Source organism: Afipia massiliensis, assembly GCF_001006325.2.
GTDB classification, from domain to species: domain Bacteria; phylum Pseudomonadota; class Alphaproteobacteria; order Rhizobiales; family Xanthobacteraceae; genus Afipia; species Afipia massiliensis_A.
On sequence record NZ_LBIA02000001.1, the window covers coordinates 3231349 to 3251458 of the forward strand.

Here is a 20110-nt window from a genome sequence, read left to right on the forward strand (position 1 = left end):
GCGAACGCAGGCAGCCCACCTGAGCAACATGTCCGACGAACCGTCGCGGCAAGTCATCATTGAGGAATAGATTATGCGTCACGGCAAGGTTCATCGGAAACTCAACCGCACTGCGGAACACCGCAAGGCCATGTTCGCCAACATGTGCGCCGCGCTGATCAAGCACGAGCAGATCGTCACCACCTTGCCGAAGGCGAAGGAGCTTCGTCCGATCGTCGAGAAGCTGGTCACGCTCGGCAAGAAGGGCGGCCTCGCGCTGCGCCGTCAGGCGATTAGCGAAATGCGCGACCGCGATCAGGTCAAGAAGCTGTTCGACGTTCTGGCGCCCCGTTACAAGGATCGTCAGGGCGGCTACACCCGCATCATCAAGGCTGGTTTCCGCTACGGCGACAACGCGCCGATGGCTGTGATCGAGTTCGTCGACCGCGACGTCGATGCCAAGGGCCAGGATTCGGGCCCGGTGCAGGAGACGTCGTCGGAAGCAGCTTGATCTCTCAAGTAGCTGCAAGAATTTCACGGGCGGCGCATTGCGCCGCTCGTTTTGTTTTGGCCGGTTGCATCGTTGCGGTCATGATCGGAGGGACCATCGCCGTGTCCGTTGCCGATACCAGTTCGGATATTCTGATGGCCTCGGCGCGCGGAGACGCGGCGCGGGTGACAGCCTTGCTGTCATCGGGGGCGAATGTCGAGGCGCGTGATCGCGACGGCCGCACGCCGTTGCTGCTTGCTACTCATGGCAATCACGTCGAGGTGGCGCGGCTTCTGATTGCCGCCGGCACCGACGTCAACGCCAAGGATTCGATGTCCGATACGCCGTTTCTCTATGCCGGCGCGGAAGGCCGTAACGAGATTCTGAAGATGACGATTCAGGCCGGCGCAGATATCGCCAGCACCAATCGCTATGGCGGTACGGCGCTGATTCCAGCCGCGCATCACGGACATCCGGAGACGGTGAAGATCCTTCTTGGGACCGGGATCAAGATCGATCACATCAATCGGCTCGGCTGGACTGCGCTGATCGAGGCCGTGATCCTCAGTGACGGTGGCCGGATTCACACCGACATCGTGCGGTTGCTGGTGGAGGCCGGTGCCGACGTCAACATCGCGGATCGCGACGGTGTGACACCGCTCGTTCACGCTCGCCGCCGCGGTTACACCGAAATGGCGACGATCCTGGAGCGGGCAGGCGGCAGGTAGCGCCGTGATGCGGTGATCTGGATTCATACGGCGAGGAGGCGGCGCTAATGCGCCGCCTTTTTTGTTGCCGAGATATGAATGTTTCCTGTGGGGCCACAAATGCCATGAACTGCAGGACACGATCCTGCGGTGGCATTCGCGGCTTCGGGCGCCATATGGGGCTCCATAGCAAAGGAGCTCTCCATGAAAATTGATCTTTCAGGTACAACCGCCGTCATCACCGGATCGACCGGGGCATCGGCCTCCCAGTTCGTCAGGCAACATCGCGGCACCTCGCTGATCCAGCGCTTCGCCACCGTCGATGAGATCGCCAACATGGTGGTTTATGTCAGTTCACGCGAAGCCGCGGTCACCAACGGCGCAGCGCTGCGGGCCGAAGGCGGAATCATCCAGACGATTGCGTAAGTAGAATAGCCACTCCGATTTTCCCGGTCGTCCGAAAGAATTTTCTCCGGACGAGCGCCGAGGCGTCGTGTCGCACGCGAAAATCGGGGGAAGGAGTGCGCTGTCATACGGATGTAACACCCCTGTCGCATTCATACGGTCATGCTCATGGCTGCATTGCAACATGCTTGCTCGTCTTGTTCGCGACAGCTCTCTTTCTAGATCAAGCGGACTCGCCGCCGCTCTCATTCACTGGCTGATTTCATCGTGTGGACTGCCCTTTTGAACGACAGACCCGCCCACCTCTCGCCGCCGCGCTTTGAGCCGGGCGGCTGGATGCACTGGCCCGACAATGAGGATTACAGCCTTCAGTTCATGCGCGTGCTGGGGTCGGCGCAGGAGGGCGGCAGCACAATCTCGGAATGCTTCCTGACGGCGAGCCGGATCGCGGCCGGTGACGACGAGAGCTGGTATCGCGCCTGGAAGGCCATTGCCGATACCAGCAAGGTGCGCGGCGACCACGCTCGCGCCGCCGGCAATATCCATTCGGCGCTCAGCAACTGGCTGCGGGCCTCCAACTATTACCGGACCTCGGAAGTCTTTCTGAAGCTTGACGATCGTCGCCGCGCCGATGTGCTCGCGCTGATGCGGGCCTGTTCGTATCTTGTCGTCACGCATCAGCCGTCGGGCGGCGAACTGGTCCGGATTCCATGCTTCGAGGGCGGCTTCGTCGAAGCTTATTTCCTGCGCGCGCCCGGAGCGGACGCACGGGCGCCCGTCGTTGTCTGCGTCGGCGGATCGGATCACTTCAAGGATGAGCATTTGCACACGCTGCTCCGGCAGGCCCATTCGCGCGGTCTGTCGCTGTTGCTGGCTGATCTGCCGGGGCAGGGCAGCGCACCCAGGATCAAGGGAATGGTGCGATACGAGATCGAGACGGCGATCAGCTGCTGCGTGGACTATCTGATTGCGCGCGGTGATATCGACGAACAACGGATCGCTATTTTCGGCGGCGGGCTGGGCGCGGCCTATGCCTCACGCGCGGCCGGTCTCGACGACCGGTTTGCCGCGGCTGTGTGCGATGCCGGAATCTGGGACATGCACCAGCGCGTGACGGCGTCGCAATGGATGCCCGGTGACGGCGGTCAGGACACCATCGGCGACGAAATTCGCAGGCTGAAGCGACATGGCGGCATCACCAGCATCAAATGTCCGATCCTGATGACCTTCGGCGAGCATGACTGGCTGGATACTCGCCATGCCGTCGCTCTGTGCGCCGCGCTGAAGGACGAAGGCGCTGATGTGACGCTGAAGGTGTTCGCATCCGCCGAGACGGCCTCGGCGCATGGCCAGTCCGATAATCCGACCATCGGCAACGAGTTTGTCTTCGACTGGATAGCGGCCCGTCTGGCACGGGCGCTTGTGCCCGCGGACGCCTGACGGTCAGTTCTCCGCGGCGATCATTTGCGCGGCCTTCGCGAGGCGGCTCTTGAGCGTTGAAAGCTTGTCGGTGAGGTCGCGGAACGTCTGTGTGGAAAAATCCGAGAACACGAGATTGTCGGCGACCACCTGCTGCGAATAGAGATTCGCGATCTGCTTGTGCGCCTTGTCGGTCAGCGACATCAGCACGACGCGGGCATCTTCCTTGGATGCAACGCGGCGCATGAAGCCGTGCTTTTCAAGGCTTTTCGTTTGAGTCGTGACGAAGGAAGGATCGACGTGAAGTTTTGTCGAGACCTCCCTGACTGAAATTCCCTTGCCCTGATCGAGATCGTTGACCGCCATCAGGATCAGCCATTGCGGACAGGTGATGTCCAGCATTCGCGCCCAGTTGGAACGGATTTCCTCGAGATGGGTGTTGATCGAAATAACATCCCAGATGAACTGACGGACCAGAGCATCGTCTGGTCCCATCGGAGTCGCGTCGTGCGCCGTGCTGCGCGGGCTCGCAATATGACGTTGAGATGAAATTTTCTTGGCGGGGAGTCTGCCAGCCATTTATTTTCTGCCTTGTCGAGGGAATGCAGGAAAATATGCCAGCCGTTCACTCATTGCAATCGCCGGATCTGTCATCCCACTGACATGATGTTGCGAGGAAAGCACATGATCGCGGCCAAATAAAAGCATGATTAAATCAATTATTGTAATCAACTGATGCTTGCAGGCATTGTCGCCCCGTCAGCCGGAGACGTCGGGTGACTCGCTGGTGATCTCGCCCGGAAGGCGAAGCAACCGGCGGTAAGCGGGGATCAAGGGGCTGTGGGGTGGCTAACGCCACGGGAAGCGGACCTTTCCTCAATTGAACAATTTTGGAGGTTTTATGAGCAAGATTAAGAGCCTTATCCTGGGTTCGGCGGCCATGTTGGCTGCTGCCTCGGGTGCACAGGCGGCTGATCTTCCCGTCAAGGCGAAAGCGGTCCAGTACGTGAAGATCTGCTCCCTGTATGGAGCTGGTTTCTACTACATTCCCGGCACCGACACCTGCATCAAGCTGGGCGGCTACGTTCAGCTCGACGTGACGGTCAACGGCACTGCGCATCATCAGCCGGCCTGGAACAACAGCGGCAACACCGGCCTGCAGAACCGCGCGTCGGACTACTTCGTCACCCGCGCGCGTACCAGCCTGAACATCGACACCCGCACCGGGACCGAGTACGGCGTGGTCCGCACCTACTGGTCGAGCAACTTCCAGCACACCTCCGGCGACGGCCCGTCTTCCGGTGTCCTCACCATGGACTTCGGCTTCATCCAGTTCGCCGGATTCACCCTCGGTAAGGCGATCTCCGCCTTCCAGACGCCTTGGGGCGGTTCGCCTGTCGGCCTCAACACCTCCAACCTGATCGGCGGCTACGACAACGCCACCGGCATCAACCAGATTGCCTACACCTGGCAGTTCGGCAACGGCATTTCGGCTCAGGTCGGCATCGAAGACAATCGCGTCATCAACCGCGCTCCGATCTTCAACGGCGCTATTGCCTCGACTGCGACCAACTTCTTCACCGGTGCCTACACCAACGCGTCCGGTGGAAACGTTTCGCCTGATTTCGTCGGTAACGTCCGCATCGACCAGGCGGCCTTCACGGCCCAGCTCTCCGGCGGTCTCCACAACATCCACGCCAACTACTACGGCACCACCGAGCCAACCGGCCATCCGAGCGATGAATGGGGCTTCGCGATCGCGGGCGGCCTTCAGTTGAAGAGCCTGCCAACCGGTCCCGGCGACAAGCTTTCGCTGGAAGCCACTTACTCGGACGGCGCTCCGAAGTACGTGATCGGCGGCACCACGGGCAACAACTTCGACGCGTTCAACAACTCTGGCACGTCGAGCCCGGCGTTCTACCAGTCGTTCGCGTCGCTTGCGTTGTTCGACGGCGTCTACACCACCAACGGCTCGATCGAGAAGACCAAGGTGTGGGGCTTCCGCGGTGGTTACGAGCATAACTGGTCGCCAAACTGGCAGACCACCGTGTTCGGCAGCTACACGCATGTCGACTACAACAGCAACGCCACCACGATCTTCTGCACCAACACGGCTGCGTTCTACGCCGCGGGCAGCACCTGCAACCCGGACTTCAACATCTGGCAGGTCGGTTCGCGTACGGCCTGGACTCCGGTCCGCAACCTGACGTTCTCCGGCGAAGTGATGTACACGACGCTCGACCAGAGCAACACGGGTGGCACCACTGCCGTGGCAGCGGGTGCAGCTGGTCTCTTCAAGCCAGCCGGCGCTTACGAGTTCAAGGATCAGGGCATCCTGTCCGGCAACTTCCGCGTCCGCCGCACCTGGTAATCACCTAACGGTGCTCACCATCTGAACAAAGAACCCCGGCAGGCAACTGCCGGGGTTTTTCTTCGGCCTCACCACGAAAGTAGAAAGCAGCTTTCCGAGACAATCATGCCCGGACAAGAAACGGGCGAGGGGATCGGCGATATCGAACAAACAGATCCCGCACCGCACACGCAAACGTGAGGGGAGATATGCGCGGGGATTGTTTGACTAAATAAGGTAATTAAGGCATGGTCCGCTCATAGCGTGGCGGCGCTGACCGCCGTTCCCGATTGCGGATACCGACACAGTTTCTCAGAAAATCTCCCTACCTCCGGCAATGCCCTGCCGGAGGTTTTTATTTGGCGGCGCCTGCGCGTGAGAACGGCTTTACCAGCCTTCAAGCACCAGCTTGCCGGTGGAGCGTCCGCCTTCCAGCAATGTGTGCGCCTGCCTGAGGTTGGCCGCATTGATTTTGCCGAGCACCTTGTCGAGCGTGGTGCGCAGCACGCCGTTGTCGATCAGGCTGGCGACATCGTCGAGCAGCTTGTGTTGCGCGATCATGTCGTCGGTCTGGAACGATGAGCGCGTGAACATCGATTCCCAATGCAGCGATACGGCCTTGCCCTTCAGCAGCATCACGTTCGGCGGCGTTGCCGGGTCGTCGATCAGCCCGATCTTGCCCTGAGGGGCGACGATGTCGGCGAGTGCCGCGAAGTGCTGCTCGGTGTTGGTCAGCGCCGCGATCAATGCGACCGGCGGCACCTTGAGCGCTTCGATCTGATCTTTCATCGATTTGGAGTGGTCGATGACGTGATGCGCACCAAGGTCGAGACACCATTTGCGGGATTCGGGACGCGACGCCGTGGCGACCACGGTGAGGCCGGTGAGCCGCCGCGCGAGCTGGATCAGGATCGAGCCGACGCCGCCGGCGCCGCCGATGATCAGCAACGTGCGCGGATCGACGCTTTTGCCCGGTGCAACGCCGAGCCGATCGAACAGCAACTCCCACGCGGTGATCGATGTCAGGGGCAGGGCGGCGGATTGCGCGAAGGGCAGTGTCTTCGGCTTGTGGCCGACGATCCGTTCGTCCACGAGATGAAATTCCGAGTTGGTGCCCTGGCGCTGGATCGAGCCGGCGTACCAGACTTCATCGCCCGGCTTGAACAGCGACACGTCGGGCCCGACGGCATCGACCACGCCCGCGGCGTCGAAACCCAGAATCTTGGTGTCGCCTGCCTTGGGTTCCGCGCGCTTGCGGACCTTGTAGTCGACGGGATTGGCGGAAATCGCCTTCACCGCGACGCGGATGTCGCGCCCGCGCGGCTCCGGCTTGTCGGTTTCGAAATCGATCAGCGCATCCGGCGCATCGATCGGCAGCGATTTCCTGTAACCCACGGCTTTCATTGGTCTTGCTCCATCTGGGACCTGGTGGTCGGCAGACCTAGGTGTCTCGATTGCTGCATATTTGCAAGTACTGTCATTTCGGGGATATAGTCACCGTTCGGATACCAATGGAAAATCCCTTATGAAACGACAGGATTTCGGCTGTGCGCCGGGCTGTTCGGTGGAGGTCACGCTCGATCTCATCGACGGCAAGTGGAAGGGGGTCATCCTCTATCACCTGCAGGAGGGGCGGCTGCGCTTCGGCGAACTGCGCAAGCGGCTCCCGAACGTGACCCAACGGATGCTGACAAAGCAGCTTCGCGCCCTTGAGGAGGATGACCTGATCATCCGCAAGGTGTATGCCGAGGTTCCGCCGCGGGTGGATTATGAGCTGTCCGAGACGGGACAACGGCTGCGGCCGGTGATCGATGCGCTCAAGCAGTGGGGTGATGAGAATCGCGCCCGGATTGACGCCGCATCGGCAGGCAAGAAAGGCAACGCGCAATCAGCCGCGACGCGTCCGTCGAGGCAGCCGCAACCCGCGTAATCGAGACTTCTTTCGCCAAATTGGCGCGATTTTATCTTTGGCATCAGGTTCAGGATTGTTTTCATGATCGTCGTCCGCGCGCTCATTGCGCTCTTCGTTTCCTCGCTTCTCGCCGCACCTGCCGCCGCGCAGGATCGTCTTGTTCCGCAGTCTCCGACGCAGCTTCGCTTGTCGTATGCGCCGATCGTTCAGCGCGTGCAGCCGGCGGTGGTGAACGTCTATGCCGCCAAGGCGGCGCCGCGCAATCCGATGCTGGACGATCCGATGTTTCGCCGCTTCTTCGGCGTACCGGGCAAGCAGCCGGAGCAGATGCTGCGTTCGCTCGGTTCCGGTGTGATGGTCGATGCATCAGGTCTCGTGGTCACCAACAATCACGTCATCGAAGGCGCGGATCAGGTGAAGGTCTCGCTCTCCGACAAGCGTGAGTTCGAGGCCGAGATCGTGCTGAAGGACAGCCGCACCGATCTGGCGATCCTGCGCCTGAAGGACGTGAAGGAGAAATTCACGACCCTCGATTTCGCGAATTCCGACGACGCGCTGGTCGGTGACGTGGTGATCGCCATCGGCAATCCGTTCGGTGTTGGACAGACCGTCACTCACGGCATCATCTCTGCGCTGGCGCGCACGCAGGTCGGCATCACCGATTATCAGTTCTTCATCCAGACCGATGCGGCGATCAATCCCGGCAACTCGGGCGGCGCGCTGGTGGATATGAACGGCAAGCTGGTCGGCGTGAATACCGCGATCTTCTCGCGCTCCGGCGGCTCGCAAGGCATCGGCTTTGCGATTCCAGCCAACATGGTGCGCGTGGTCGTCGCCTCCGCCAAGGGCGGTGGCAGCGCCGTAAAGCGCCCATGGCTCGGCGCGCGGCTGCAGGCGGTGACGCCAGAGATCGCCGAGACGCTCGGGCTGAAGCGGCCGAGCGGCGCGCTGGTGGCCAATGTCACCACGGGAAGTCCGTCGGCGAAGGCGGGCCTGAAACTCTCGGATCTGATCGTATCCATCGACGGTCAGGTGATCGACGATCCGAACGCGTTCGACTATCGCTTCGCGACGCGTCCGCTCGGCGGCACAGCGCAAGTCGAGGTGCTGCGCGGCGGCAAGCCGCTCAAGCTTGCGATCGCGCTGGAAACCGCGCCGGACACCGGCCGCGACGAGATCGTCATCAAGGCGCGCTCGCCGTTCCAGGGGGCGAAGGTCGCCAACATCTCGCCGGCGCTGGCCGACGAATTGAAGCTCGATTCAAGCATCGAGGGCATCGTCGTGACCGACTTGCCCGACAATGCGCTGGCGGCGAACGTCGGGTTCAAGAAAGGCGACGTGATCGTAGCCGTCAACGGTCAGAAAATTGGTCGCACCGCTGATCTGGACAAGCTCGCAACCGAAGGCTCGCGCCTCTGGCGCATCACGGTGATTCGTGGCGGCCAGCAATTGTCGGTCGTGCTGGGGGGATGAAGATAGTTTCCGACGCTCCTCTTTCTTACCTCGCCCCGCTTGCGGGGAGAGGTCGGCGCGTAGCGCCGGGTGAGGGGCTCTTTTTTCTTTTCGAATTGCCCCTCACCCCAACCCTCTCCCCGTAAACGGGGAGAGGGAGCAAAAAGGCGTCATGAACCCGAAGCGACCACAGCCCTCCGCGAATCTCTTCGCCGCAGCCGGCATGGAGCAGGACGCACCGCGTCCGTTGCCTGACAAGCTGCGACCGCGGACGCTTGCCGATGTTGTCGGGCAGGATCACATCCTCGGCCCCGATGGCGCGCTGACGCGCATGCTGGAAACGCGTACGCTCGGCTCGCTGGTGTTCTGGGGGCCGCCCGGCACCGGCAAGACCACGGTGGCGCGGCTGCTGGCGGATGCGACCGAGCTTGAGTTCGAGCAGATTTCCGCGGTGTTCTCCGGCGTCGCCGATCTGAAGAAGGTGTTCGATGCCGCACGCGCCCGCCGGGAAATGGGCAAGGGCACGCTGCTGTTCGTGGACGAGGTGCATCGCTTCAACCGCGCGCAGCAGGATTCGTTTCTGCCGGTGATGGAAGACGGCACGGTGGTGCTGGTCGGGGCTACCACCGAGAACCCGTCGTTCGAGCTCAACGCGGCGCTTCTGTCGCGGGCGCGGGTGCTGGTGTTTCAGTCGCTCGATACGGAGGCGGTCGAGAAGCTCTACGCGCGTGCGGAAGAGGTCGAGGGCAGGAAATTGCCGCTCGACGCCGAAGCCCGCGCCGTGCTGGTGCGAATGGCCGATGGCGACGGACGCGCCGCGCTGACGCTGGCGGAAGAAGTCTGGCGTGCCGCGCGCGCTGATGAGGTCTTCAACGCCGCGCAGTTACAGGAAATCCTGCAGCGCCGTGCGCCGATCTACGACAAGTCCGCCGATGGCCACTACAACCTGATCTCGGCGCTGCATAAATCCGTGCGCGGCTCCGATCCGGACGCGGCGCTCTACTATCTCGCGCGCATGCTGGATGCCGGTGAAGATCCGCTCTTTCTGGCGCGGCGTGTGGTGCGGATGGCGGTGGAGGACATCGGCCTTGCCGATCCGCAGGCGCTGGTGATCTGCAACGCCGCCAAGGATGCCTATGATTTCCTCGGCAGCCCCGAGGGCGAACTCGCGATTGCGCAGGCGGTGATCTATATCGCCACCGCTCCGAAATCGAACGCTGGATACGTTGCGTACAAGGCCGCGATGCGCACGGCGAAGGAGGGCGGTTCGCTGCTGCCGCCGAAGCACATTCTCAATTCGCCGACCAAGCTGATGAAGTCCGAAGGCTATGGCGGCGGCTACGAATACGATCACGACACGCCGGAAGCGTTTTCGGGGCAGGACTACTTTCCGGAAGCGCTCGGACGCCAGACCTTCTACGATCCGCCGGACCGCGGCTTCGAGCGCGAGATTCGCAAGCGGCTCGACTACTGGGCGAAGCTGAGAAGGGAACGCAACGCTTGACCGAGTTTAAGGTCGATCTCGACGCCTATTTTGCGCGCATCGGTTTCGATGGACCGCGCACGCCGACGCTTGACGTTTTGAAACGCATTATCTTGCTGCATCAGAAAGCGATCACGTTTGAAAACCTGAATTCGTTCGCCGGTTTGCCGGTGGTGATCGATCCCCGCACAATCGAGAACAAGATCATTCACGATGGACGCGGCGGCTACTGCCACGAACAGAACCAATATCTGCGTCTTGTGCTCAAGGCGCTGGGATTCGACGCGCGTCTGAGAATGGCGCGGGTCCGCTGGATGCAGCCGCCGGAAGCCATGCCGCAGCGTGGTCACATGACGCTGAACGTGGCCGTCGAAGGGACATGGTATCTGAGCGATGTCGCGTTCGGGGCGATGACGCCGACAGCGCCGCTTCGGCTCGATACGCCCGAAGAGCAGGCGACGCCGCACCAGACCTACCGTGTGGTCCCAATCGGCGACTCGCTTCATCTCGAAGTGAAACTCGGCGAGCATTGGCGGCCGGTCTACAGCTTCGACAGCGTGGACTATCATCCGGTTGATTTCGAAGCGGCCAACTGGCAGGTCTCGACCTATCCCGCCTCGGAGTTTGTCAGAAATCTCGTCGTCGCGCGTCCGACCGCCGACCGCCGCCAGATTCTCAACAACACCCAGCTGTCGATCCGTCATCCCGATGGCGCTGTCGAAAAGAAGATGTTGTCCAATGCCGGTGAGTTGCGTTCGACGCTGACAACGATGTTCGGCATCAAGCTGCCAGCAGATACAAAAATCGATCATGCCCTTGAAGGGCTGTTTCAAACCGAGGGCCGATCATGAGCCGCCGCGTCAAAAAACCCCTCGCCAAGAAATCGGAGCGCGGCGACAAGCGTGGAGCGAAGCGCTCCACCGACAAACGGTCATCCGACAAACGCGGTTCGGGCAAGCCATCGTTCGGTGATCGCGGAACGGACAAGCGTCCTGCCGCCGGATTCTCACCGCGCCGTCCGGCTGCGCCGATGCGCGAGCCTCGTCCCGAACCCGTGAGAGAAGAGAAGCCCGCGCCGCCGCCGTTGCCAACGAAGGTGCAGACCGTCGTCGTCACCGCCGACGAGAACAACATGCGCGTGGACCGTTTTCTCGAGCATCGCTTTCCCGGCCTGTCGTTCTCCCATATCCAGCGCATCGTCCGCAAAGGCGAGCTGCGCATCAACGGCAAGCGCGCCGACAGTAAGGACCGGCTAGAGGAAGGCCAGAGCGTTCGCATTCCGCCGCTGAAGCTCGACGCGCCGAAGGTCGGCGGCGAACTGTCCGAGGCCGCGACCAAGACGCTCGACGAATTGCGCAAGATGATCCTGTTCGAGGATGCCGACGTCATGGTGCTGAACAAGCCCGCCGGTCTCGCGGTGCAGGGCGGTTCCGGCATGACCAAGCATGTCGACCTGATGCTGGAAGCGATGCGCGACGCCAAGGGCCAGAAGCCGCGTCTGGTCCATCGTCTCGACCGCGAAACCTCCGGCTGTCTCCTGATCGCCAAGACGCGGTTTGCCGCGACAGCCCTCACAGGTTCGTTCCGTCATCGCTCCGCGCGCAAGATCTACTGGGCGCTGGTGGCCGGTGTGCCGAAGCCGAAGCAGGGCCGCATCTCGACCTACCTCGCGAAAGACGAGAGTGAGGAGGATTCGATCATGCGCGTCGCGGCGCATGGCGACGAGGGCGCGGCGCATGCCGTCACTTATTATGCCGTGGTGGAAGCCTCCGCGCAGAAGTTGTGCTGGGTATCGCTAAAGCCGGTGACCGGGCGTACCCATCAGTTGCGCGCACACATGGCGCATATCGATCACGCCATTGTGGGCGATCCGAAATACTTCAACAAGGAAAACTGGGAACTGCCCGGCGGCATGCAGAAGCGGCTGCATCTGCTGGCGCGGCGGATTGTGATACCGCATCCGCGCGGCGGATTTATCGACGTCACCGCGCCGCTGCCGCCGCACATGCTCCAGTCGTGGAACCTGCTCGGCCTCGAGGCAGATCGCTTCGATCCAATCGAGAACGCGCCGGAGGAATGATCACTCAAGGGTGATCCTCTTGCCGTCGCTACATTGGTGCATGATATATCGGACTTGAGCGCGTCATGGCCGGGCTTGTCCCAGCCATCCACGTCTTGAAGATTGGTCAAGGAAGACGTGGATGCCCGGAATAAATCCGGGCATGACGAACGAAAGGTCGGATACGATTGGAAACGCGATGAAGGCGAGCACAATTATCGCAGCCACGTTAGGTCTGGCGATGGCGATCATTTCGGTCGCTGACTTGTCGCACGCGCAACTCTTTCCGCCGGGTGGCGTGAACAATCAGCCGGTGATTCCGTTTCCGGTCGCGCCGCCGGCACCGCCGCCGCCAAGGATCGAAGTGCCGGTGGTGCCGCAGATGAATTCGCCGCCGCCGTTCGCGTTGCAGAATACCACACCGGGCCTTGTGACGCAGGACACGCCGCCGAAGCGGGTTCTGAAGCGCGAGCGCCGTCCGTCGTTCGGCGAACGTGTCGCGCGCTGTCTTGACGACGGCGCGGCATGGGGGCTTAACCCCAACCAACGAGCGGCGTATTCACGCCAGTGTGCTAATCAGTAGGGCATGACCCCGAAAAGCATGCCCTTGGGTGAAGACCGGTTTTCGGACAAGGTCATGCCCAGAAAATTAAAAGGCTAGCGAGCGTATGCGCGAACTGTTCGATGAAGTTGCCGGCAAGTCGCCGCTCGATCCGCGCGAGGCTTCGCGCAAGTCGTCGCGCACGCCGCTGCGTAAGCGCTTCTATACCAGCGCGGGCGTTGCCGAAGGGCCGGACGGTTTCGCGGTGACGCTCGACGGCAAGCCGGTTCGCACCCCTGGTCGAAATCCGTTGGCTGCGCCGACGCGCGATCTCGCCGAGGCGATGGCGGCGGAGTGGGAGGCTCAGAAGGAAAATATCGATCCGATGGCGATGCCGCTGACGCGGCTGGCCAACAGCGTGATCGATGGCGTCGCGAAGGATGTTCAGGCCGTCGCCGACGATGCCGCGAAGTATTTCGAGACGGATCTGTTGTTCTATCGCGCGGGTTTTCCCGAAGCCCTGATCGCGCGGCAGGCCGAGCACTGGGACCCGGTGTTGCGATGGGCTGCTGAATCGCTCGGCGCACATTTCATCCTGACCGAAGGCGTGATCCATGTGCGCCAGCCGGAAACCGCCGTTGCCGCCGCGCGCGGCGCTTTACCAACGGATGCATGGCCGGTCGGGGCCTTTCATGTGGTCACCACCATCACCGGCTCAGCGATGCTGGCGCTGGCGCTCAAGCACGGTGTGCTGGACGGCGCGCAGGTCTGGGCGGCAGCGCATGTGGACGAGGACTGGAATAGCGAGAAATGGGGCGCGGACGATGAGGTCGAGGCCCGGCGCGCCACGCGGCTGAGGGATTTCGAGGCCGCCGCGAGGGTGCTGAAGGCGTTCTCATAACGGGGATCTCTAACCCGTCATCCCGGCGAACGCCGGGATCCATCACCCCTGTCGTGCTTGTTAAAAAGAGTCGATCAACCATCGTGCCTCATTGGGAAGCCGGTGGTTATGGGTCCCGGCCGGAGCCTGTCATCGGGCCGGCGAAGCCGGGCCCGTTGGCCGGGACGACATCCTTAATTTGTACTTGGCCCAGTGTGCCATTCGGTTAACAAGACGTTTACGACGCTGGGCTAGCTTGGCGGCCGAACAAGGCCCCCAGCATGTCGATCGCCATCAATCCCGTCTTTCCGGTTGTCGCAGCGCAGAGCGTGGCGGCAGGCGTTGCCTTGCAGCCGGGCACCGTGATCGACGCGACCGTGCTGAAGCAGCTCGATGCCAATCTGGTCCGCATCGCGATTGCGAACCTGACCATCCAGGTGCTGTCCGAAGTGCCGTTGCAGCCCGGCCAGATGTTGCAACTGGCGGTGTCGCAGACGCCGCAGGGCGTGCGGCTCCAGATCGTGCCGGGCGAGGGCGATGCGCCGTCGTCCGCATCTGCCGCATCCACGGGTGCCGCGAAGGCTGATACCGTCAGCGTGCCGAAGGCCGATGTACCGGTGCAAACCGCCGCCGCAGGCCGCGTGCTGACCAATCTCGAAGCGCTTGCCGTCTCGGCCGCGGTGCAGACCGCTGCCGCGCGTCAGGGCAGCCTGTCGCCGCTGTTCGCAAATCTCGGTGTGGTGGCGTCCTCGCAGACATTGCCGCAGACCCTGCAGCAGGCGGCCGCGCAATTGCTGGCGCAGCGCACGCCGCTCAGTGAGAATTTGACCGGCGACACGCTGAAAACGGCGTTCCGCAATTCCGGTCTGTTCATGGAGCAAAGTCTCGCGTCGTCGCAGACGGGCAACGGTCCGGATCTCAAGGCCGCGCTGATCGTGTTTCGCCAGACCGTCGCCTCATGGCTCGGCAACGCGCCTGCGGCGAGCGCTTCGCCGCAGCCATCGAATGTGCCGCTATCCGCCGCGCCACCGTTGGCACCGGACGGCGGCGACATTCTCTTGCCGCAGGCGCCGGTGCGCGTCGCGGAGGACGCCGCCGAACGCGACGGAAAAATTCGCATCTACGCGCCGAACGAGCCGTTGCCGACGGCGGCGAACCGCGTCGCGGCGGCAAGCGCGGGATTGACCGCGCTTCAGGAGGTGTTGCAGGGATTTCCGAAGGGCGTGCAGGACGCGGTTGCAGACATGCTCGATGCGGAAGCGCGCGCGGGCGCTGCGCACGTGACCGATGGCGAGGCGATCACGCGCACCAATGTGCCGCCGCCGCCGTTTCGCGGCTCGGACACGAGCGCGCAGTCCGTTGCACTTCCATCGCTCGCACCGGACGATGCGCCGGCAACCATGGCGCATCGCCTGATCGAGGACACCGACGCAGCACTTGCGCGGCAGACGCTGCTGCAGGCGGCGTCATTGCCGGTTGACGTGCCCGGTGCACGGATCGACCCGACCGCGCCGCGCTGGAATTTCGAGATTCCGTTTGTCACGCCGCAGGGCACCGCTGTGGCGCAATTCGAGATTTCGCGCGATGGTGCGGGCAGCGAGGCTGAAGCGGCAAGCCGCGTCTGGCGTGCGCGATTTTCTCTGAATGTCGAGCCGAGCGGGCCGGTGCATGCGCTGGTGTCGCTGAGCCATGGGCGAACATCGGTGCGGATGTGGGCCGAGCGTTCCGCGACGGCGGCGCAGTTGCGGATCAACGCGCCGCAATTGTCGCATGCTCTGCGCGAAGCAGCACTCGAGCCTGGCGACATCGTGATCGGCGAGGGCGCGCCGCCAAAGGCCGCGTCGCCGCCCGCCGGCCATTTTCTGGATCGCGCGCTGTGAACATCGACACCAAAAACCGAGTCGCGGTCGCGCTGCACTATGACAAGAAGGGTGCGCCGCGCGTTGTCGCCAAGGGCAAAGGCACGATTGGCGAGAAGATCATCGAGATTGCCAACGAGAACGACATTCCCATTGAGGAGAATGAAGTGCTGGCGGGCGCGCTCTCCAATGTCGAGCTTGGCGAGGAGATTCCGGCCGAGCTTTACAAGGGCGTGGCCGAAGTCCTGATCTTCGTCATGCGGCTGACGGGACGGCTGCGTTAAAGCTCCGGCGCCGGTCCGAAGAAGCCGATGATTTTCACCAGCCGTCCGTCGGGTCCGATCTCGCCGAAATCGATCGACGTGTCGCCGGCGGTACCGTCGGCCTGCACCAGCCGCCACAGGAAACGCACCACGTTGTGGTGGATATCGATGCCGCTCATGAATTCGAGCCGCGCGCCGGGCCGCCCGGCCTGAATCTTCGCGATGTGAGTGTTCAACTCATCGCGTCCGCTGAGGTCGGCTCGGGGGTCGACATAGACGCCGCCGTCGGCCCAGCACTGCGCCAGCAGCTTCCGGCGGGCCGCTGCATCGGTCTCGTTCCATGCCGCCAGATATTGCCTCACGACGGTTGCGATGCTGCCGGTGTCCATGCGTTGCCCTTTCGATTGCGTCAAGTCTATCGGGTCATGCAGGCCTGGAGCAACGTCATGATTTGAACATGAAGCGCGTCAATTTGACTGCGGTCCAATGTTTACAGGTGCCTTCCGTGATTCACCGTCGCCATGCGCTTTCACTCGTTGCCGCCGCCGCTGTCATCCCGGTGCGCGCGTTCGCGGATGTCGTGCCTCGATATGAGGTCCGCAAGAATCTGCAAAAGTATTTCACAGACGAGGGCGCCGTGGGCGCCTTCGCGGCGTTCCGGACCGACGATCAGCAGGTGATCGCCAGCGACCATTCCCGCGCGCGCGACCCGGTTCTCCCGGCGTCCACCTTCAAAATTCCGAACTCGATCATCGCGCTGGAAACCGGCGTCGTCTCCGATCCGGACAAGGATATTTTCAAGTGGGACGGCATCAAGCGCAGCATCCCCGACTGGAACAAGGATCATACCCTGCGCACCGCCATCGCGGCCTCCGCAGTGCCGGTCTATCAGGACATCGCGCGGCGGATCGGCAAGGAACGGATGCAGAAGTATGTCGACATGTTTGAGTACGGCAATCGCAATATTGGCGGCGGCATCGATCGTTTCTGGCTGACGGGCGACCTGCGCATCTCGCCGCTGGAGCAGATCGCATTCGTCGACAGGTTGCGGCGGCGTGCGCTGCCTGTGTCGAAGCGCGCGCAGGATTTGACGACGGACATTTTGCCGGTGACCAAAGTGGGCGACAGCGTCATCCGCGCCAAAACCGGGCTTACCGGCGTCACCGACAGAAGCATGACCGATGGCATAGGTGTTGCGGTAGGCTGGCTGGTCGGCTGGGTTGAGAGGGGCAGTGCGCAGACGGTATTTGCGCTCAATCTCGATGTGCGTGAGCCGAAACATTCCGCCAGCCGGATGAAGATTGCGCAGCAATGCCTCTCCGACATGGGAGCCATCTGACACTTTGTCCGGTTTCGCGCAGGCGTGAAACCGGCTAGGCTCAAGCCCAAGAACATAAAATCAGGGAGCCAAGCATGTCGTCTTCAGCAGCCGCGAAAATCGCACCGGCCTCGTCGTGGAAAGACTTCGCCACCCGTTACAACGCCGCGTGGAATGCGCACGACGTTCCGGGGATCATGGCGATGCATGTCGACGACACCAGCTATCAGCGCCATGGCAGCCCGAAGGTCTACAAGGGCAAGGATGCGGTGGCCGAACAGTTCGGCAAGGACATCTCCGGATTGCCCGGAATCAAGTTCGAGCCGGTCGCGCTCTACGGCAGCGACGATCATTTCGTGTCGGAATCGATCCTCACCGCGACCGCGCCGGACGGCAAGCCGGTGACTATGGAGCTGGTCGACGTCATCACGCTGCGCGACGGCAAGGTGGTGCACAAGTCGAGCTACTTCGTGCAGAGCCGCCCGCCGAAAACATAAGGCGCGACTTTCTTCACCTCTCCCCATTTACGGGGAGAGGTTGGCGCGCAGCGCCGGGTGAGGGGCGTTTCCCGATTGTCCGCGATCTCTCCATCGTCATCACCGGGCTTGTCCCGGTGATCCACGTCTTGCTTTAGATACTACAGAAAAACGTGGATGGCCGGGACATAGGCGAGCGGAAGCGACGCCGTTCTTCGAACGGCTATGCCCGGCCATGACAACTACTTGCCCGCATCCCTGCCGATCCGCCCGAGATGCGTGAACGTGAATCCGGCGTCGTATTTCAGTCCGTAGCCGAGCGCGCGGTCGAACCCGATATGCGCGCACCAGATCAGCGACAGGTGCATCGCCAGCGCCGAGGGTATGATCATGGCGACCATGCCGAGCAGCATCGGCAGGATGGCGGCGTGGGTGACATTGTAGCTTGCGGCTCCCGCGCGCGGGCCTGCGAGGTATCCCAGAAAGCTCAGGTCCGGCGCCAGCAGCAGGATCGCGAACATCCACCATGAGCCTTCGAAATAGCTGTAGAACACCATGCAGGCGACGGCGAGCGCCGCGCCTTCCAGCCGCAGCAGGGTGCGGACCCCGCCGGTAACCGCGCCGGCTGCCGGTGTCGTGGTGGTGTCGGTCATGGCTGCGAATCCCCTGCAAAGGGCGCTTTTACCACGCGGCGCAGGCCGCCCGGACCCGTCATTTTCGGGGAGATCGGACCATTTTCCCCCGCCCAAATCGCGTGCTAGAAAGCTGCCCACACCCTAGTGGAGCGGATTTGACATTCGCCCGATTTTGCCGCGAGCAGCGTCAGCGAATGTCAAATCCAAAGCTCCACTAGAAACCTAAAAATGCTAGTGGTCCTTTGATTTTAACATTTGCAAAAGTGCCCGCCCAAACGGGATGCAAATGTTAGAATCGGACCACTAGGCGGCGCTCGCCGCTGACAATCAAGATTCTGGGGCGAAATCCATGAAGCATATCCTCGAAGCACTCGATCAACGTCGCGCAGGCGCCAAAAAGGGCGGCGGAGACAAGCGCATCGAGGCGCAGCACGCGCGCGGCAAGCTGACCGCCCGCGAGCGCATCGAGCTGCTGCTGGATAAAGGCTCGTTCGAGGAATTCGACATGTTCGTCGAGCACCGCTCGGTCGAATTCGGCATGGAGAAGAACAAGATCCCGGGCGACGGCGTCGTCACCGGCTGGGGCACGGTCAACGGCCGCACCACCTTCGTGTTCGCCAAGGACTTCACCGTGTTCGGCGGCTCGCTGTCCGAGACCCACGCGCTGAAGATCACCAAGCTGCAGGACATGGCGCTGAAGGCGCGTGCGCCGATCATCGGGCTGTACGACGCGGGCGGCGCACGCATTCAGGAAGGCGTCGCGGCGCTGGCGGGTTACTCCTACGTGTTCCGCCGCAACGTGATCGCCTCGGGCGTCATTCCGCAGATCAGCGTCATCATGGGCCCGTGCGCGGGCGGCGACGTCTACTCGCCGGCGATGACCGACTTCATCTTCATGGTGAAGAACACCAGCTACATGTTCGTCACTGGTCCCGACGTGGTGAAGACCGTCACGAATGAAGTGGTGACGGCGGAAGAACTCGGCGGCGCGTCGGTGCACGCCACGAAATCATCCATCGCCGACGGCGCGTTCAAGGACGACGTCGAGACGCTGCTGCAGATGCGCCGGCTGATCGACTTCCTGCCGAGCAACAACACCGATGGCGTTCCGGAGTGGCCGAGTTTCGACGACATCGAACGCGTCGATGAATCCCTCGATACGCTGGTCCCGGCCAATCCGAACCAGCCCTACGACATCAAGGAACTGATCCTGAAGGTGGTGGACGAGGGGGATTTCTTCGAACTCGCCGATACGTTCGCCAAGAACATCGTCACCGGCTTCGGCCGTATCGCGGGCAAGACGGTGGGCTTCGTCGCCAACCAGCCGATGGTGCTGGCGGGCGTGCTCGACTCTGACGCCTCACGCAAGGCCGCGCGCTTCGTCCGCTTCTGCGACGCGTTCAATATTCCGATCGTCACCTTCGTGGACGTGCCGGGCTTCCTGCCGGGCACCGCGCAGGAATACGGCGGGCTGATCAAGCACGGCGCGAAGCTGTTGTTCGCCTACAGCCAGTGCACAGTGCCGCTGGTGACCGTCATCACGCGGAAAGCCTACGGCGGCGCGTTCGACGTGATGGCCTCGAAGGAAATCGGCGCGGACATGAACTACGCCTGGCCGACGGCGCAGATCGCGGTGATGGGCGCGAAGGGCGCGGTGGAGATCATCTTCCGGCAGGACATCGGCGACGCGGAGAAGATCGCCGCGCGCACCAAGGAATACGAGGACCGTTTCCTGTCGCCGTTCGTCGCCGCCGAGCGCGGCTATATCGACGACGTCATCATGCCGCACTCGACCCGCAAGCGCATCGCCCGCGCGCTGGCGATGCTAAAGGATAAGCACGTCGACGTGCCGATGAAGAAGCACGACAACATTCCGTTGTGA

General features: G+C 62.4%; 20 protein-coding genes and 1 pseudogene. 17 read left to right on the forward strand and 4 right to left on the reverse strand.

Going from position 1 to position 20110, the window contains the following annotated elements; all coding sequences use genetic code 11:
* Window positions 1–73: 73 nt before the first annotated feature.
* The 4 genes and pseudogenes from rplQ (at window position 74) to YH63_RS15530 (ending at window position 3021) form a co-directional block, all read left to right on the forward strand.
* Window positions 74–490 (forward strand): 50S ribosomal protein L17, encoded by a 417-nt coding sequence (rplQ, locus tag YH63_RS15515; RefSeq protein WP_046826821.1) that lies wholly within the window; start codon window positions 74–76, stop codon window positions 488–490.
* A gap of 80 nt (window positions 491–570) precedes the next feature.
* The gene (locus YH63_RS15520; protein ID WP_137325213.1) at window positions 571–1197 is read left to right on the forward strand and encodes an ankyrin repeat domain-containing protein; all 627 of its coding nucleotides are present in this window, start codon (window positions 571–573) and stop codon (window positions 1195–1197) included.
* Between the two features lie 240 nt (window positions 1198–1437).
* Window positions 1438–1602: pseudogene (locus tag YH63_RS15525) on the forward strand (oxidoreductase); the annotation flags it as partial.
* Between the two features lie 261 nt (window positions 1603–1863).
* On the forward strand, window positions 1864–3021 hold the full coding sequence (locus YH63_RS15530; RefSeq protein ID WP_246658065.1) for an alpha/beta hydrolase family protein: 1158 nt from the start codon (window positions 1864–1866) through the stop codon (window positions 3019–3021).
* A 3-nt stretch (window positions 3022–3024) separates the two neighbouring features.
* On the opposite strand, the gene YH63_RS15535 is transcribed toward YH63_RS15530, so the two are convergent.
* Window positions 3025–3495 carry a MarR family transcriptional regulator gene (locus tag YH63_RS15535; RefSeq protein WP_046829478.1) on the reverse strand — a complete coding sequence of 157 codons (471 nt, stop codon included), beginning with the start codon at window positions 3493–3495 and terminating at the stop codon, window positions 3025–3027.
* Window positions 3496–3901: 406 nt separating this feature from the next.
* Here YH63_RS15535 and YH63_RS15540 point away from each other — a divergent pair, with 406 nt between their 5' ends.
* Window positions 3902–5371, forward strand: a complete 1470-nt coding sequence (locus tag YH63_RS15540) for a porin (protein WP_046826817.1) — start codon at window positions 3902–3904, stop codon at window positions 5369–5371.
* Between the two features lie 366 nt (window positions 5372–5737).
* Here the strand turns inward: YH63_RS15540 and YH63_RS15545 are convergent, their stop codons facing one another.
* Window positions 5738–6754 (reverse strand): zinc-binding alcohol dehydrogenase family protein, encoded by a 1017-nt coding sequence (locus tag YH63_RS15545; protein ID WP_046826816.1) that lies wholly within the window; start codon window positions 6752–6754, stop codon window positions 5738–5740.
* A 121-nt stretch (window positions 6755–6875) separates the two neighbouring features.
* Here YH63_RS15545 and YH63_RS15550 point away from each other — a divergent pair, with 121 nt between their 5' ends.
* The 9 genes from YH63_RS15550 (at window position 6876) to YH63_RS15590 (ending at window position 15820) form a co-directional block, all read left to right on the forward strand.
* A complete protein-coding gene (locus YH63_RS15550) occupies window positions 6876–7280 on the forward strand; it encodes a winged helix-turn-helix transcriptional regulator (protein WP_046826815.1) in 405 nt (134 codons plus the stop codon).
* A 63-nt stretch (window positions 7281–7343) separates the two neighbouring features.
* Window positions 7344–8735, forward strand: a complete 1392-nt coding sequence (locus tag YH63_RS15555; RefSeq protein WP_046826814.1) for a DegQ family serine endoprotease — start codon at window positions 7344–7346, stop codon at window positions 8733–8735.
* 151 nt (window positions 8736–8886) lie between these two features.
* Window positions 8887–10218 (forward strand): replication-associated recombination protein A, encoded by a 1332-nt coding sequence (locus tag YH63_RS15560; RefSeq protein WP_046826813.1) that lies wholly within the window; start codon window positions 8887–8889, stop codon window positions 10216–10218.
* Window positions 10215–11048 (forward strand): arylamine N-acetyltransferase family protein, encoded by an 834-nt coding sequence (locus YH63_RS15565; protein WP_046826812.1) that lies wholly within the window; start codon window positions 10215–10217, stop codon window positions 11046–11048. Before YH63_RS15560 ends, YH63_RS15565 begins: the two co-directional genes overlap by 4 nt.
* Window positions 11045–12277, forward strand: coding sequence for an RluA family pseudouridine synthase (locus YH63_RS15570; protein WP_046826811.1), 1233 nt, complete (start codon window positions 11045–11047; stop codon window positions 12275–12277). Before YH63_RS15565 ends, YH63_RS15570 begins: the two co-directional genes overlap by 4 nt.
* A 220-nt stretch (window positions 12278–12497) precedes the next feature.
* On the forward strand, window positions 12498–12839 hold the full coding sequence (locus tag YH63_RS15575; protein WP_170978746.1) for a hypothetical protein: 342 nt from the start codon (window positions 12498–12500) through the stop codon (window positions 12837–12839).
* Between the two features lie 85 nt (window positions 12840–12924).
* Window positions 12925–13698, forward strand: a complete 774-nt coding sequence (locus YH63_RS15580) for an ATP12 family chaperone protein (RefSeq protein ID WP_046826810.1) — start codon at window positions 12925–12927, stop codon at window positions 13696–13698.
* 260 nt (window positions 13699–13958) lie between these two features.
* Entirely contained in the window at window positions 13959–15557 is a 1599-nt protein-coding gene (locus YH63_RS15585; protein ID WP_046826809.1) for a flagellar hook-length control protein FliK, read from the forward strand.
* The gene (locus YH63_RS15590) at window positions 15554–15820 is read left to right on the forward strand and encodes an EscU/YscU/HrcU family type III secretion system export apparatus switch protein (protein WP_046826808.1); all 267 of its coding nucleotides are present in this window, start codon (window positions 15554–15556) and stop codon (window positions 15818–15820) included. Before YH63_RS15585 ends, YH63_RS15590 begins: the two co-directional genes overlap by 4 nt.
* Here YH63_RS15590 and YH63_RS15595 read toward each other — a convergent pair.
* A complete protein-coding gene (locus YH63_RS15595) occupies window positions 15817–16188 on the reverse strand; it encodes a nuclear transport factor 2 family protein (protein WP_046826807.1) in 372 nt (123 codons plus the stop codon). The two genes, YH63_RS15590 and YH63_RS15595, sit on opposite strands and share 4 nt — an antisense overlap.
* A 116-nt stretch (window positions 16189–16304) precedes the next feature.
* Here YH63_RS15595 and blaOXA point away from each other — a divergent pair, with 116 nt between their 5' ends.
* The gene (gene blaOXA, locus YH63_RS15600; RefSeq protein WP_046829476.1) at window positions 16305–17138 is read left to right on the forward strand and encodes a class D beta-lactamase; all 834 of its coding nucleotides are present in this window, start codon (window positions 16305–16307) and stop codon (window positions 17136–17138) included.
* A 74-nt stretch (window positions 17139–17212) separates the two neighbouring features.
* Window positions 17213–17614 carry a nuclear transport factor 2 family protein gene (locus tag YH63_RS15605; RefSeq protein WP_046826806.1) on the forward strand — a complete coding sequence of 134 codons (402 nt, stop codon included), beginning with the start codon at window positions 17213–17215 and terminating at the stop codon, window positions 17612–17614.
* A 221-nt stretch (window positions 17615–17835) separates the two neighbouring features.
* Here YH63_RS15605 and YH63_RS15610 read toward each other — a convergent pair whose 3' ends face one another.
* A complete protein-coding gene (locus YH63_RS15610) occupies window positions 17836–18246 on the reverse strand; it encodes a DUF4260 domain-containing protein (RefSeq protein WP_046826805.1) in 411 nt (136 codons plus the stop codon).
* A 331-nt stretch (window positions 18247–18577) separates the two neighbouring features.
* Between YH63_RS15610 and YH63_RS15615 the strand changes: the two genes are divergently transcribed.
* Complete coding sequence (locus tag YH63_RS15615; RefSeq protein WP_046826804.1) at window positions 18578–20110, forward strand: acyl-CoA carboxylase subunit beta; 1533 nt, start codon at window positions 18578–18580, stop codon at window positions 20108–20110.